Genomic DNA, 15,528 nt, shown 5'->3' on the forward strand with positions numbered 1-15,528 from the left:
GATCACGCAGTCACCGCTCTCGCTACTGCACGCTGCGGATCGTTGCTACGGCTTGCCTTATTGAGTTTCGAAAGCTTGGCGGCGACGAAGACCCTCGCCTTGTGATGCTTTGGCGCGTATCCCAGCCACCGCTCAGCGGCCATGCGTAGTTCCGGGCTGTTGCCGCGCTCCTGCAGCAGCGGGTACCACACTTCGGACCAGCTTGGATTGTCGGCGGCCACTGCGGCCAGCCACCCCATGCCGACTTCGTACAACGCCTGCCGGGCAGGCTCCCGTTCCCACAGGTAGGTCCACATCCTGGGCCAGAGCCTGGCATTTGCATCATACCTCGACAGCCAGTGTTCGCCGAAGGTCGCGCCGCCCAGCGATGGATGCCTGAACTCGGCTACGCAATACCACAGCCGCATCCATTCTCGCGAGCTCTGCGGCAGTTTCCCCAGCCATGCATGCGCGATGACGAGCAGCGAGTCGTCGTTGGACTCGAGATTCCACAGACTATTCCATATCTTCGGCCACGCCGGATCCTGAGGCGTGATGGTCTCAAGCCATGTCCTGCCTGCCGCCGTCAATCCGGCATCACTGGGACACTCTCTGAGCAGCGAGTTAAAGACCTCATACCGATTGAAGGCCGGGCTGCCAGGGTGTCTGAACCAGCCGAGGCCCAGCTCGAACAGCTCGGCGTCATGCCCCATCACGCGCCGCTGGCCCAGCCATACGTTGCTCCATGACTCGTCCGTGACCGGCGTCTGCCGGAGCCACTCTCGGGCAACCCCGGTCAGCCGCACCGCGAACCCGTCGCTCTCGCTGAGCACATTGAAGATCCGCAGCCACTTTCCATCCCTGAGCGTAGCGCCGGAAACCGCACTCAGGCCGGCCTCCAGGACACGGTGGTTGGTCTGCTCGTGCATGTTTGCAGCGGTCCAGACCGATGCCCACGACTTGGTGCGTAAGTCATGCTGTTCCAACCATGTGATGCAGTCGCGAAACAATAGCCCGCGATCGCATACCCCGCTGCTCCACAGCTTGAGCCAGATGAAGGGCCAGGACGCGTGCTCCAACGGCAGCGCCGACAATCCCCGGCAGCCGCAGGACGCGGCCATGGCGCGACTCGCCTCCACGTCCCAGATGCGGGAGAACACGCGAACCCAGGAATCATGACTGCTGTCGGTGGCGTCGAGCCACGACAACCCGGCGGTGTACAACGCTGTATTGTCGGGCACGACCTTCCAGAGGTCTTGCCAGCTGGCTATCCACACCTTCTCGTCGACATCGACCCGTGTAAGCAGACGCGCCATTACCTCATGGAGGCTGTGCAGAACGCCTTCATCGTTGGTCACCGGCAGCCTGCTCAGGGCCGTCCACAGCCTCTGCCAGCCGTACTGGGATGACGGGCACTCACTCAGCCATGCCAGCACTTTTGCATGCAGCACCTGATCGCCAGTGCGCGCAATCACCACATGCGCGGCGATGGGACACCACGTTGGCCCCTTGCCTTCAACCGCTTCCAGCCACTGAATGGCCCGATTGACCAGTGCATCGTCTCCGGGCGCATCACGCCAGAGATCCTGCCAGACCATCGCCCATGCACCATGATCGAACGGGACACACTCCAGCCACCACCGACCGATGTTATGCAACGCGTCCCGGTTTTCGTCCCCCTCCCACAGGCGCCCCCACACGTAGCCCCAGGACTTCTGCGAGGGTGTTACCGTGCGCAGCCAGTCCCTGCCCAACGTGCAGATTCCATCGCTGCGACGCCCTGACTCCCACAACGCCTGCCAGACGAAGCTCCACGAGCCGTGATCGAGCGCTGTGGATGTGAGCCACGATGTGGCCGTCGAAGCAAGCTCTTGATCGCCGGGGAACGCTGAAAGGACCTTTTCGAGCACGTAGTTCCACTCGCCCGAGTCGGACGCTACCCAAGAGATCCATTGGACGCCCAAGGCAAGCACTTCGTCATCTGCTGGGAATACTTCCAACAACCGGCGCATCACGAATCCTGACCGCGCGTGCCGTTGCCTTACCCAGCCGCAGCAATAGCTTGCGACATCAGGAGATGGACTGGCGATGAGCAATGGCATCAATACCCTGCTAGCACCGCGCGCGTGAGACCACCGCCCCAGCCACTCAAGGCACCATCCGGTATACCTCAGCTCGTCCTGTTGCAGAAGATGCGCAAGGAGTCGCGGAACCTCCGCGCTGAGGCGGTTCTGTTCGACCCACGCCATGGCGAAGGCCGGTGCCGGTCCGCGAAGCTCGAGCAGTTTTCCCACGATGTTGGACGCATACACGCTGCTGACCCGGCCCTCGACCGCATTCCGGGCCACTGCCAGTACGCGCTCGTTGCCCGGAAACCGCTCAAGGCACTTCATGGTGACCGAATTGGCAAGTCGATTGCCCGGATGCTGCTCGGCCCACGCCGTTGCAAGGTCGATCAGCCGCGGGTCATCCATTGCTACCAGTGCGTGCAACGCCACCGGGCCCCATTCGTGCCAGTCGGCAAGCCTGGTGAGCACGCCGATGACCGTATCGCAGATCGACTGCGCCTGGCAGCCTGCGCCACTCTGCAACGCTTCCAGCAGCTTGTGGCACACCAGGCGCAATCCCTGCTCGTCCGCGCCCGCACGCGCGGCCCCGGCAAGGGCCACCTCGATGGGATCTGGAAGCAGCCGCACCTGGGGCGCAACGCTTTTTACCTTCACCCACACCGGCAGCAGAGACAGCTCGATGCCCTGGACGCTCCCCACGCTGGATGCGTATACGGTTTCAAGTACTGCGCCGACGCATTCGGGGTCGATTCGCTCGGCCAGCTCCATCGAGGGCTTGCGCGCCCCACCGATTGCCCTGGAAAGGGCCCACAGCGGCGCCGTGCGCTCAATGGGAGTGGCGCCGTGGGTAAGGCTGCCATTGATGGCAACGATGAGATGCTCACGACGGACGTTGCGGTCCCGGGCCGGATGCCAGTTGACGTAGATGGCTTCGGCCAGATGCGGATGGGACAACCACAGGCCTGGACGCCCCAGCTCTGACGACTCCGCAAGGTGATTTTCGCGCCTGAGCGTATCGATGAAGTCGCGATCCGCGGCGGAGAGACCCTCAAGGATCGAGCGCGTGCAGGCGCCTACGTAAATCCGGTTCAACGAAAGGATGCGGGAAAGCGCATCCAGTATCCGCACCCCACCGTCCTGGGCGAGAATGCGCTTGCGCAGTCGTGCCGCGAACGCCGGCAAGGTCTGCTTGACCCGCCATTCAAAGAACAGCTGCACGAGCAGCACGTTGCCTGCCGCGAGCTCGGGCGGCGCTGAGCCGGTCCTGCCCCGGTACCACTCACGCAGCTCCGCCAGATTGACGTCGCCATCGTTCTCGACCGGGCGCATTCTTACGTCAACGTCGTCGGGCAAGTCCGACGTAAGGCGTTCGGCCTGCTCGGTCGGCCCACAGCACAGCACCAGCGGAATTGCGTCTGCGTCACCACTTTGGCGGAATGAGTGAAGCTGTGCCAGCGCGTCGCGCCACAGCGCGTCGGCGTCTCCCTGCGCGCCGGGCGTATAAGGGTCGTCGAGCGCGATGATCACCCGTTTGCCGGCGCGCAGAAGCTGAGCGGACCAGCGGATGGCAGAAGGAAGCTCCGACACCGAATGGGGAAATACGATGGAGAACTGACCCGTCCCATGCAGTTCCGCCAGCACCTGGATGAGCGCAACGCTCTTGCCGGCGCCCGAACGACCACTGATCCAGAACAAAGGCAGCCGAAGCGAACCATCCAGCGGTTGTTCATGCAGATCCGACCATTCGGCGACATCGGCCGCAATGCCGGTGCTGACCGCAGTGCGGGGTGCGAAGTACCCCTCACGCAGATGTGCCACCGTAGGCTGTTGTCCCGTAAGCACACCGCCCGGCACGGTGTCGACAGGCTGGCGGTCGGCAGCGGTCCACATGTACAGGCTCGACCCGCCGCGCGTGGCGCGGTCGGTTGCGAGGCTGGTCAGGTCGTTCCAGATCGAATGCGCGACCTGGCGGTAGGCCCCTGACTCCGCCGATGCCGCTATCAGCCGCCCAAGCCATCCCTGGACCAGGGTGACCGGGGTGGGCGCGCCCAGCGCGTTTACCAGCAGCGAAATCAGCTCATCGAACGGATCGGCACTTATCTCGAACTTCACACGAGACAGGAAGTCGGCGATCGTAGCAGGGGTCGAGCCGTCCTGCGGGTCCCAGCGTTTGATGTACTTGTCTGCATCAGGAATGTCGGCCCGTGCCGAGAGGATGCGGAATTGCAGGCCAGCCAGCAGGTCTGGCGTGCTGGCCACTGCCACCAGGTAAACCCCATACAGGTCCTTCAGCGCATGCGAAACCGCGCTGTAGCTCTGGGTGAGCTTGACCTGAGTGACCACCACCGAACCGCCAGCGGTGGTTTCGGCGATGTCGGACAGATACTCACCCAGCACGCCGGGCATGGTCCGCTGCACGCCATCGAGCGAAATCCAGTTTTGTACGGTCTTGAGCAGCACATGGGTGAACTGGAAATCGAACCCCTGGAGCGCCAGGTGCCCGCCCGATGCCTGGTTCGGGTAGTGCTGCTGCCAGGCCCGCTTGAGTTGATGGAAATCCTGCCCCGCCATGACGCCCCCCGTCCCTGGTACTAGATGAAAACTCCGGCGCGCAGCGCGCCACTGGGCAATTTATCAAAACGCAGCCTGTGCTGTCCTGCTTCACCATATGCCCACCCCGCCTGTCCGATGATGACCGTGTCGGCACGCCTGGGGCGTTGCCGTGCCCACCCCGTGAGCCAAGCGGCAGCAGCCAACGAGGAGCCAAACGATGTCTACCCCTCCGCACCTTTCCCTGTCGCGACGCGACGTGCTGAAACTCGGCGCCGGATCGGCCACCACCATGGTCCTGCCCGCCGCCGTTGCCGAGGCCCAGGGAAACCCGGCCGGCGCCCGCGCGCCGGTCAGCGCCGAGGTCGCCTTCGAGGTCAATGGTCGTCCACGCACCCTGCAGTTGGACACCCGGGTGACCCTGCTCGATGCGCTGCGCGAGCACCTGCACCTGACCGGCACCAAGAAGGGCTGCGACCATGGCCAGTGCGGCGCGTGCACGGTGCTGGTCGACGGTCGCCGGATCAACGCCTGCCTCACCCTGGCCGTGATGCACCAGGGCGCGAAAATCACCACCATCGAGGGACTCGGCAGCCCGGACAACCTGCACCCGATGCAGGCCGCGTTCGTCAAGCACGACGGCTACCAGTGCGGTTACTGCACGCCTGGCCAGATCTGCTCGGCGGTGGCGGTGCTGCAGGAGGTGCGCGACAACATCCCCAGCCACGTCACCGGCGATCTGCAGGCACGTACCCCACTGTCCACCGATGAGATCCGGGAGCGCATGAGCGGCAACCTGTGCCGTTGCGGTGCGTACTCCAACATCGTCGAGGCGATCGAAGACGTAGGAGGCAAGCGCGCATGAGGGCCTTCAGTTACGAACGCGCCACCTCCCCGGCCGAAGCGGCCGCCGCGGCCGCCCGTACCCAGGGCGCCCGCTTCATCGCCGGCGGCACCAACCTGCTGGACCTGATGAAGCTGGAGATCGAAACCCCGGCGCACCTGATCGACGTGAACGGGTTGGCGCTGGACACCATCGAGGCCACCGAGGACGGCGGCCTGCGCATCGGCTCGCTGGTGCGCAACACCGACCTGGCGGCAGACGCGCGCGTGCGCCGCGATTACGCGCTGCTGACCCGCGCGCTGGTTGCCGGCGCTTCCGGCCAGCTGCGCAACAAGGCGACCACGGCGGGCAACCTGCTGCAACGTACCCGCTGCCCGTATTTCTACGACACTGCCCAACCGTGCAACAAGCGCCTGCCGGGCAGTGGCTGCGGGGCCATCGGCGGGATCAGCCGACAGCTGGCGGTGGTGGGTGCCAGCCCGGCCTGCATTGCCACCCATCCCAGCGACATGGCGGTGGCGATGATGGCGCTGGACGCGGTGGTGGAAACCATCCGCCCGGACGGTTCCAGCCGGCGCATCCCGCTCAATGACCTGTACCGCGCGCCCGGCACCACCCCGCAGGTGGAAACCGTGCTCGACAAGGGCGAACTGATCGCCGCCGCGGTGCTGCCTGCGCCGCTTGGCGGGACCCACATCTACCGCAAGGTGCGCGACCGCGCCTCATACGCCTTCGCGCTGGTGTCGGTGGCCGCGGTCGTCCAGCGCGACGGTAGCGGTCGGGTCGCCCTGGGCGGCGTGGCCTACAAGCCCTGGCGCACGCCGGAAGCCGACGCGCTGTTGCCGCAGGGTGCGGCGGCCGTCATGGCCTCGCTGCTGAAAGGCGCGACGCCCTCGTCACAGAATGCCTTCAAGGTGCAGCTGGCCGAACGCACGCTCGCCGCCGTACTGCTGGAGGCCAAGGGATAAGCCATGAAATTCGACACCCCTGCCGGCAGGAATCCGATCGACCAGCTCAAGGTGGTCGGCCAGCCGTTGAATCGTATCGACGGTCCGCTCAAGACCACCGGCCATGCCCCCTATGCTTATGAACGCCACGACGCGGTGTCCGCGCCGGCCTACGGCTACGTGGTCACCGCCGGCATCGCCAAGGGCCGGGTCAGCAGCATGGACCTGGATGCCGCGCGCCGCTCCCCGGGGGTGCTGGCCATCGTCACCGCCGACAACGCCGGACCGTTGCAGAAGTCGCAACGCAATACCGCCGCACTGCTGGGCGGTCCGGAGATTTCGCATTACCACCAGGCCTTGGCGCTGGTAGTGGCCGAAACGTTCGAACAGGCGCGTGCCGCGGCCGGCCTGGTCAAGATTCGCTACACCACACAGAAAGGCGCGTACGACCTGGCCGCTGCCAAGAAGGCCGGTACCGACTTCCAGAAGACCGACCCGGACGCCCGCGTGGGCGATTTCGAGAAAGCCTTCGGTGAAGCACCGGTGACCCTGGACGCGCTCTACCACACCCCCGACCAGTCGCACGCGATGATGGAACCGCACGCCACCCTCGCTGCCTGGGAGGGCGACAAGCTCACCGTGTGGACCTCCAACCAGATGATCGACTGGGGCAAGACCGACCTGGCCAAGACCCTGGGACTGCCGAAGGAAAACGTGCGCTTGATTTCGCCGTACATCGGCGGCGGCTTCGGCGGCAAACTGTTCGTGCGTTCGGACGTGCTGCTGGCCGCATTGGGTGCGCGCGCGGCCAAGCGCCCGGTCAAGGTCGCGCTGTCGCGCCCGCAGATCGCCAACAACACCACCCACCGCCCGGCCACGCTGCAGCGCATCCGCCTGGGGGCCACCGCGCAGGGTACGCTCACCGCGATCGGTCACGAATCGTGGTCGGGCAACCTGCCCGGCGGCTCGCCGGAAGAGGCCATCCAGCAGACCAAGCTGATGTATGCGGGCGCAAACCGCCTGGCCGGCCTGCGCCTGGCGCAGCTGGACCTGCCCGAAGGCAATGCGATGCGCGCGCCGGGCGAAACCCCGGGGCTGATGGCGCTGGAAATCGCGATGGATGAAATGGCCGAGAAGCTGGGCCTGGATCCCGTCGAGTTCCGGATCCGCAACGATACCCAGGTGGATCCGGCCAATCCGCAGCGCCCCTTCTCGCAGCGGCAGCTGGTGCAGTGCCTGCGCGACGGTGCGCAGCGCTTTGGATGGGACAAGCGCAATGCCCGCCCCGGGCAGCAGCGCGATGGCCGCTGGCTGGTGGGCATGGGCGTGGCCGCCGGCTTCCGCAACAACCTGGTGATGAAGTCCGGTGCGCGCGTGCGCCTGGATGGAACGGGCCAGGTCACGGTGGAAACCGACATGACCGACATCGGCACCGGCAGCTACACCATCCTCGGCCAGACCGCCGCAGAGATGCTGGGCGTGCCCATTGAGAAGGTGACGGTGAAGCTGGGCGATTCCAGTTTCCCGGCCTCGGCGGGTTCCGGCGGTCAATGGGGCGCCAACAGTTCCACCGCCGGCGTGTTCGCGGCGTGCACCAAGCTGCGCGAGGCGGTGGCGGCGAAACTGGGACTGGACCCGGCCACGGCGACGTTCGCCGACGGGCAGGTCAGCGCCGGCGGCAAGCGTTTCGCCCTGGGCAAGGCCGCTGCCGACGGCGAGCTGGTGGTGGAAGACAGCATCGAGTTCGCCGAGCTGGAGGAGAAGTTCCAGCAGTCCACCTTCGCCGCGCATTTCGTTGAAGTGGGCGTGGACGTGGCCACCGGCGAAAGCCGGATCCGGCGCATGCTGGCGGTATGCGCGGCCGGCCGCATCCTGAACCCGAAAACCGCGCGCAGCCAGGTGATCGGCGCGATGACCATGGGCGTGGGCGCGGCCTTGTCCGAGGAACTGGCGGTGGATACGCGGCTGGGCTTCTTCGTCAACCACGACCTGGCCGGCTATGAGGTACCGGTGCACGCCGACATTCCCCACCAGGAAGTCGTCTTCCTGGACGAAACCGACCCGGTGTCGTCGCCGATGAAGGCCAAGGGCGTCGGCGAGCTCGGCCTGTGCGGGGTCAGCGCGGCGATGGCCAACGCCATCTACAACGCCACCGGCACCCGGGTGCGGGAGTACCCGATCACGCTGGACAAGCTGCTGGCCGGGCTGCCCGCGATCGGATGAGTGCCGGACGCGTCACCACTGCGCTGGATGCCGAAGACGGCAACCCGAGCCGTGTGCTGCAGGCTGCGCTCGATGCGGTGCGCGCCAACCGGCGCGCTGCCTTGGCGATAGTGCTGGAGACCGAAGGCTCCACGTACACGCGCGCCGGCACGCTGGTGCAGTTCAACGACGCCGTCCATGTGGGCTGGCTCAGCGGCGGCTGCCTGGAGCCGGAGATCGAACGGCGCGCGCTCGACGCCGCCGACCGTGGCGCGCTGGACTGGATGGAGATCGATACCCGCGACGACGAGGCCATGTTTGGTGGCAATGCCGTGGGCTGTCGTGGTCGGCAGCGGGTCGCGCTGATTCCGATGGCGGCAGTGCCGGGCATCGAGGCCGTGCTGGAGACCTGGTTGCAGGGCGACAACACCCTGGCATTGCAGCTGCACGCCGGTGGCCGGCTGAGCTGGCGCTGCGGCGCCGCCGAAGTGTCGGCCACCCTGCCCAGCCTGCCGGTGGAATGGAACAGCGGTGCCATGCAGTGGCGGTTGCAGTGGCGCCCGGCGCCCCGCGCGCTGCTGCTCGGCGCCGGCCCGGAGGCCACGCCGCTGCTTCCACTGCTGCAGGGGCTGGGGTGGCGGGTGCAGCTGGTGGAGCCGCGCGAACGCTGGCGGGCACGGCTGCCCGATGCCCTGCCGCCGCCGCCCACGCAGCGCCCCGGTGAGGGTGTGTGGTCCGGCGCGTCGCCCGACGCGGTGCTGGTGATGCATCACAACTTCGAGTTGGATCGGGACGCACTGGAGCAGCTGGCGGCCACGGACATCCCCTTCATCGGCCTGCTTGGGCCCGCCCGACGCCGCGATGACCTGTTCAAGGTGCTGCCGGCGACCGCCTGCGCCGCGCTCTCGCCCCGCCTGCGCTCACCGGTCGGGCTGGCGCTGGGCGGACGCGGTCCGGATGCGATCGCGCTGAGCATCGCCGCCCAGCTGCAGGCGTGGCGACACGCGGCACCGGGAACCGCGGGCGCGCCACGCGGCCACGCCGTAGTGGTCCTGGCGGCCGGCGCCAGCTCGCGGCTGGGCCAGCCCAAGCAGCTCCTGCGCATCAACGGTGAAACGCTGCTGCACCGCATGGTGCGGCTGGCGCGCAGCACCACGCCGGGCGCCGTGGTGGCCGTGCTGCCCCCCGACGCCGATCTCCTGCGCGAAGCGCTGGCCGGCCAGCCGTGCACCCTGGCAATCAATCCCGATCCCGGCCGCGGCATGCGCAGCAGCCTGGACACCGCCGCGCCGTATGTGGCGGAATTCGCGCAGGTGCTGGTCATCACCTGCGATCAGCCGGCCCTCGAAGCCGCGCACCTCCACGCGCTGCTGAGAGGCGCCTCCAACGCCTCCTCAGGCTGCGCCGCAACCGCAACGCCAGGTAGTGACACGCCATGCGTGTCACTCGACCTACCAGACGCCTCAAACACCCCCGGCGTACCCGCAGTAATCCCAGGCCACTGGTTCACCGACCTCACCCAAGGCACCCCCGACAGCGGCTTCCGCGCTCGCCTGCGCGCCCTGCCCCCGTCGTCGCTGTTCCTGCTGGACGCCCCCGGACTGGCCCTGGACATCGACACCCCCGGGAACCTGCGCACCGCCCGGGCCCTCGGCCTCATCGACCCTGCCTGACCGCTCTCACCCTTCCCACGCCAACCCCTTCGGCGCACGGGTGAATCCCACGGCCCGCAGCGCTTCGCTCACCGCATCGCGCCGCACCGGCTGGTCATCGATCAGTTCCAGCGTGAACGACAGCCGCCGCCCACGGCGCAGCGCGATCGCCAACGCCTGCGCGGCAGCGGCCAGCGCCGCCTCTGTTCCGGCGCCGTCGCCGTGGCCGTCGAACCAGGTCAGCAACTGCCGCCCTCCTTGGGCGAGGTACATCCTGAGGTGGCCGCCACCGATCACCACCAGCGCCCCTGGCCGACGTACCGGCCGCAGCACGGCACGGTGCGCCGGCCAGGGCAGCACCGGGCCGAACGGATTGGCAGGATCCACCGCCGACAGCCCCAGGGTGGCGCCGATGCCGCCCTGCGGCTGTGCGTCCGCCACCTCGCGCAGCGCATCGACCAGGCCACGCTCGGCGAACTGCGCACCGCCCATGCCCTCCACGAAGCGCCCACGCAGCACGCGGCCGGCATCTTCCATGCCGCGGTACACCTGCACCAGCGCAGGGAAACCGCCGGCGATGCCTTCGGCGACGGCGGCACCGCGGGTGACGATGCCGTAGCGGTCCAGCAGCCCTTCGGCGAGCGCCACCGCGCGCACGGTGTCGCTGGTGGCCGGGCGCTGCAGCAGCGACCAGCGACCGGCCAGCGAGGCCGAGGACGTCACCTCGTGCAGCGCGTGGCTGTCGTCGAGCCCGGGCGGGTGCATCATCGCCCTGCCCCGCGCGTACCGGTCCTGCCGCGCCGGGCGGATCACGCGCGGACGCGGCGGACGCGCACCCGACAGATGCCGCAGCGGCGTCCACAGATCGGTGCTGACCCATCCGGCCCAGGCCAGCTCCCACAGCGCATCGTGCAGCGCCTCCGGATCCGGCCTGTCGATGCCGGCGCCCTCCGTGCGCGCCAGCACCGCCGCCCACAGCTGGCGCGCGAAGAACGCGCCGCCGTCGGCCAGCACCTGCAGGATGGCCGCCTGCAACGACGACGGCTCGAATGCCGGCGGCGGCGGCAGGGATTCACCTGCGAGCGCCTGCAGGTGCAGCGACACCATGCCGTCGTCGTCGCCCAGCTTGCCGTGTCCCGCCCACACCACGCTGCCGGTGGCGAGCAACCCGTCCAGCACCGCGGGCGTGTAGTCGGCCACGCGCGCTGGCAGGATCTGGTTCTCCCATGCGGAGGCCGGCAACGGAACCCCGGCCAGCAGTTCCACCACGCGCAGCACGCCATCGGCGCCCTGCAGCGGTCCACCTGCAGGCACGGCGCCGGTGCGGTGGGCGACGGCGGCATCGGCCACCAGCTCCTGGCGCTGCATCAGCAGGCCGACATAGGCGTCGCGCGGTGCCGGGCGGGTCGCTTCACGCGCCGCCTGCAGCGAGCGCACCCGCAACCGCTGCAGCACGCCGTCGCCCACCCATTCGCGCCGCGCCAGCGGCACCGGTCCGGTCGCACCGGCCACTGCGGCATCGCGCTGCGCAACGCCGAAGTGGCCGCTCAACACCTTGCCCTGCGCCGACAACGCCTCCAGTCCCGCATCGGCCACCGCCACGCCCAGGCCCCAGTGCTGCGCGACATCTGCGGTGGTGAACGGTGCATGGGTGCGAGCGTAGCGCCCCAGCACTTCCCCCAGCGGATCGTCGCCCGGCTGCAGGAAGATGGCGGGAAGCCCGTCCGGCAGCACCACGCCCAGCGCATCGCGCAGCCGCGCGGCGTCTTCCACCGCGGCCCAGGCCGGGCGGCCAGCAAGCAGCAGCGGGAAGGCGCGTTGCTCGTGCTGCAGTGCGGCCAGGTGGGTCCCCGCCTGCGTGGCATCGGTCAGTCGCAGCGCGGCATCGGCCTCGCTCAACGGACCCAGTTCACGCAGCAGGTCGGCCAGCCCTTCCTTGCCACTCGCCTGCCGCTCCGGCGCCAATCGCTGAAGCTCACGCTCGACCTGTTCCACCACGCTGGCGTCCAGCAGTTCGCCCAGGTCCACCTGGCCGAGCAGCTCACCGAGCAGGCCGGTGTCCAGCGACAACACCGACGCACGGCGCTCGGCCAGCGGCACATCGGTGCCGTACATGAACTCGGCGACATAGCCGAACAACAGGTTGGCGGCGAACGGCGACGGCACCTCGGTGGTGACCTCGGCGATCTCGATGCTGCCCTCGGCCAGGCGCCGCATCAGCGCATCCAGTGCCTCCAGGTCGTAGACGTCCTGCAGGCATTCGCGCGCGGTCTCGATCAGGATCGGGAAGTCGGGATAGCGCTGTGCGATGGCCAGCAGCTCGGCCGAGCGCAACCGCTGCTGCCACAGCGGCGAGCGCCGCCCCGGGCTGCGCCGCGGCAGCAGCAGCGCACGCGCGGCGCACTCGCGGAAGCGCGCCGCGAACAGCGCCGAGCCCCCCACCGACTGGTTCACCTCGCGGCGCAGCCGCTCCGGATCGAACAGGAACAGCTCCGCGCCGGGCAGCCGCCCGGTCGAATCGGGCAGCCGCAGGATGATGCCGTCGTCGCTGGCCACCACCGCCGGATCCACGCCCCAGCGGTCCTGGATGCGCGCGGCCAGGGCCAGCGCCCACGGATCGTGCACGCGTCGTCCGTACGGCGAATGCAGCATCACCCGCCAGTCGCCGGACTCGTCGCGGCAGCGCTCCACCACCAGCCGCCGGTCGGTGGGCAGCACGCCGGTCGCCTGGCGCTGCTCATCCAGCAGTCCCACGATGTTGGCGATGGCATTGGGTTGCAGGCCGCAGCGTTGCAGTTCCCGAAGATGCGCCGGCGCGATGGCGCCACGGGCCGCATCTTCATCCATCGCGCCCAGGAATGCGCCGACCGCCTGTCCCAGTTCCGCCGGGCGGCCTACGCCTTCGCCGCGCCAGAACGGCAGCCGCGCCGACCGTCCCGGCGCCGGGGTCACCACCACCTGGTCGTGGGTGATCTGCTCGATGCGCCAGGAGGTGGCCCCCAGCGTGATCACGTCATTGACCCGCGATTCGTGCACCATTTCCTCGTCGAGTTCGCCGACCCGGCGCGAGCCCGCGCGTTCCTCGCCCTCGGGCAGCATCACGCTGTACATGCCGCGGTCGGGAATGGTGCCGGCGCTGGTCACGGCCAACTGCCTGGCCCCGGGGCGCGCACTCAGCTCGCCGCGCTGCCGGTTCCAGACCAGACGGGGCCGGAAGCCGGCGAAATCGTCGGACGGGTAGCGCCCGGCCAGCATGTCCAGGGTCGCATCGAAGGCGCTGCGTGGCAGGGTGGCGTACGGCGCGGCGCGGCGCACCGTCGCGTACCACTGGTCGACCTGCAGCGTTTCCATCGAGGCGGCGGCCACGGTCTGCTGGGCCAGCACGTCCAGCGGGTTGCGCGGCGGATCGACCGCTTCGATCTGCCCCGCCAGCATGCGCTGGATGGCCACGGTGGCGTCGATCAGGTCGCGCCGGGTGCGCGGATACACCAGCCCGGTCGACGTGCCGCCGACCTGGTGGCTGGCGCGTCCGATGCGCTGCAGCGCGCTGGCCACAGACGGCGGCGCGGCCACCTGGATCACCAGGTCCACCAGTCCCATGTCGATGCCCAGCTCCAGGCTGGAGGTGGCCACCACGCAGCGCAGGCTGCCGTCCTTGAGTGACTGTTCGATGTCGCGCCGCTGTTCCTTCGACACCGATCCATGATGCGAGCGGGCGATGAGCGCCGGGCTGTCCAGCACGCGCGATACGGTGCTGCCGGTGAACGAACCGTACTGCTCGGGCACCGGCGTCGGCAGCACCTGCCCCGCCTCGCGGGCCACGCGTTCGGCGTACAGCTCGTTGAGCCGAGCGGTGAGTTTTTCGGCGACGCCGCGCGCGTTGGCGAAGACGATGGTGGACCGGCGCTGCAGGACCTGGTCGAGGATGCTGGCTTCCACATGCGGCCAGATCGAACCGGCCCGCCCGCCCACGTCCCGCGCACCCGCCGGCCCCGCGTGCGCCGGCAGGTCGGCCATGTCCTCCACCGGGACCACGATGCGCACCTCCAGCTGGCGCGGACTGTCCGGGTCGACCACGGTCACCGGCCGGTCGCCGCCCAGGAACGCCGCCACCCGCTCCACCGGGCGCACGGTCGCGGAGAGGCCGATGCGCTGCGCCGGCACTGCCAGCAGCGCGTCCAATCGTTCCAGGCTCAGCGCAAGGTGCGTGCCGCGCTTGCTGCCCGCCACTGCGTGGATCTCATCCACGATCACGGTATCCACCTCGCGCAGCGTGTCGCGCGCCTTCGAGGTCAGCATCAGGAACAGCGATTCCGGCGTGGTGATCAGGATGTCGGGCGGGCGCCGGAGCATGCGCGCGCGCTCGGCGGTCGGCGTGTCGCCGGTGCGCACCGCCACGCCCAGCGTGACCGGTGGATCGCCGCGCCGCTCGCGCTCCGCATTCACGCCCTGCAGCGGGAGCTGCAGGTTGCGCTGTACATCGGCGCCCAATGCCTTGATCGGGGAAATGTAAAGGACGCGTGTGCGGCGTGGCGACGTGTCGTTCAGGCGCTGCCGGAACAGCTGGTCGATGGCGTGCAGGAAGGCGGCCAGGGTCTTGCCCGAACCGGTGGGCGCGATCACCAGCGTGTGCTGGCGCTGACCGATGGCGGCCCACGCCGCCGCCTGCACCGGTGTAGGGGCAGGGAAGGCGGAAGCGAACCAGGCACGGGTCGCAGGTTCAAACGGAACAAGGGCGTGATGGAAAGGCGACGGGCTCATTGACGTGCAGATTACCCGCAGGCGCGTAGAAACAGCGCTACGAATCCGCTGTTTAGCCACTGGCCACGCCCATGAACCGCCCTACCCGATCCTCCCTGCTCAAGACCACGCTCGCCCTCACTGCGTGCCTGCTGGTCGCGGGCAGCCCCACCGCCATGGCACAGTTCGCGCCGATGTTCAGCCCGCGCGCTACCGACACGCCGCTGCCGACGCCTGCCAACAGCTGGCGCCTGGCCATCCATGACGCGGCCGAATCCAATGGCGTCATCAGCTTCCGGGTGTGGCTCAAGGACGAAATGCCGATGCACATCGACGTGCCGATCAACCAGGGCGACTCCGAAGCCTCCATTGCCAGTGCCGCGCGCACGGCCATCGCCACGCGCCTTGGCGACCGCTACCGGGTGGCGGTGGACACCGGCGATGCCGTGGTCATCGAGGCACGGAAGGGATCCCCGGATTTCACCGTGGAACTGCTGCGCGACACCGCGCGCGAGGTAGAGGTTGCCGTAGCCCAGGAATGACAG

7 protein-coding genes are annotated in these 15,528 nt (G+C 68.5%); 5 read left to right on the forward strand and 2 right to left on the reverse strand.

The window, feature by feature from the left end; translation table 11 throughout:
- Positions 1 to 2: 2 nt before the first annotated feature.
- Entirely contained in the window at positions 3 to 4,619 is a 4,617-nt protein-coding gene (locus ACIGII_RS05420; protein ID WP_399634569.1) for a hypothetical protein, read from the reverse strand.
- A 199-nt stretch (positions 4,620 to 4,818) separates the two neighbouring features.
- Between ACIGII_RS05420 and paoA the strand changes: the two genes are divergently transcribed.
- The 4 genes from paoA to ACIGII_RS05440 are packed head-to-tail and all read left to right on the forward strand — an operon-like array spanning position 4,819 to position 10,264.
- On the forward strand, positions 4,819 to 5,463 hold the full coding sequence (gene paoA, locus ACIGII_RS05425) for an aldehyde dehydrogenase iron-sulfur subunit PaoA (RefSeq protein WP_399634567.1): 645 nt from the start codon (positions 4,819 to 4,821) through the stop codon (positions 5,461 to 5,463).
- The gene (locus ACIGII_RS05430; protein WP_399634566.1) at positions 5,460 to 6,410 is read left to right on the forward strand and encodes an FAD binding domain-containing protein; all 951 of its coding nucleotides are present in this window, start codon (positions 5,460 to 5,462) and stop codon (positions 6,408 to 6,410) included. The genes paoA and ACIGII_RS05430 overlap by 4 nt, the downstream gene beginning before the upstream one ends.
- 3 nt (positions 6,411 to 6,413) lie before the next feature.
- Positions 6,414 to 8,612 (forward strand): aldehyde oxidoreductase molybdenum-binding subunit PaoC, encoded by a 2,199-nt coding sequence (gene paoC, locus ACIGII_RS05435; RefSeq protein WP_399634565.1) that lies wholly within the window; start codon positions 6,414 to 6,416, stop codon positions 8,610 to 8,612.
- Positions 8,609 to 10,264: an NTP transferase domain-containing protein gene (locus ACIGII_RS05440; protein WP_399634563.1), complete on the forward strand. Its 1,656-nt coding sequence runs from the start codon at positions 8,609 to 8,611 to the stop codon at positions 10,262 to 10,264. Before paoC ends, ACIGII_RS05440 begins: the two co-directional genes overlap by 4 nt.
- A gap of 6 nt (positions 10,265 to 10,270) precedes the next feature.
- Here ACIGII_RS05440 and ACIGII_RS05445 read toward each other — a convergent pair whose 3' ends face one another.
- Positions 10,271 to 15,004 (reverse strand): ATP-dependent helicase, encoded by a 4,734-nt coding sequence (locus ACIGII_RS05445; protein ID WP_399634561.1) that lies wholly within the window; start codon positions 15,002 to 15,004, stop codon positions 10,271 to 10,273.
- Between the two features lie 71 nt (positions 15,005 to 15,075).
- Between ACIGII_RS05445 and ACIGII_RS05450 the strand changes: the two genes are divergently transcribed.
- Positions 15,076 to 15,525, forward strand: a complete 450-nt coding sequence (locus tag ACIGII_RS05450; protein ID WP_399634559.1) for a hypothetical protein — start codon at positions 15,076 to 15,078, stop codon at positions 15,523 to 15,525.
- The last annotated feature ends 3 nt before the right edge of the window (positions 15,526 to 15,528 follow it).

It is taken from the genome of Stenotrophomonas sp. NPDC077420, from assembly GCF_044543385.1.
GTDB lineage: Bacteria > Pseudomonadota > Gammaproteobacteria > Xanthomonadales > Xanthomonadaceae > Stenotrophomonas.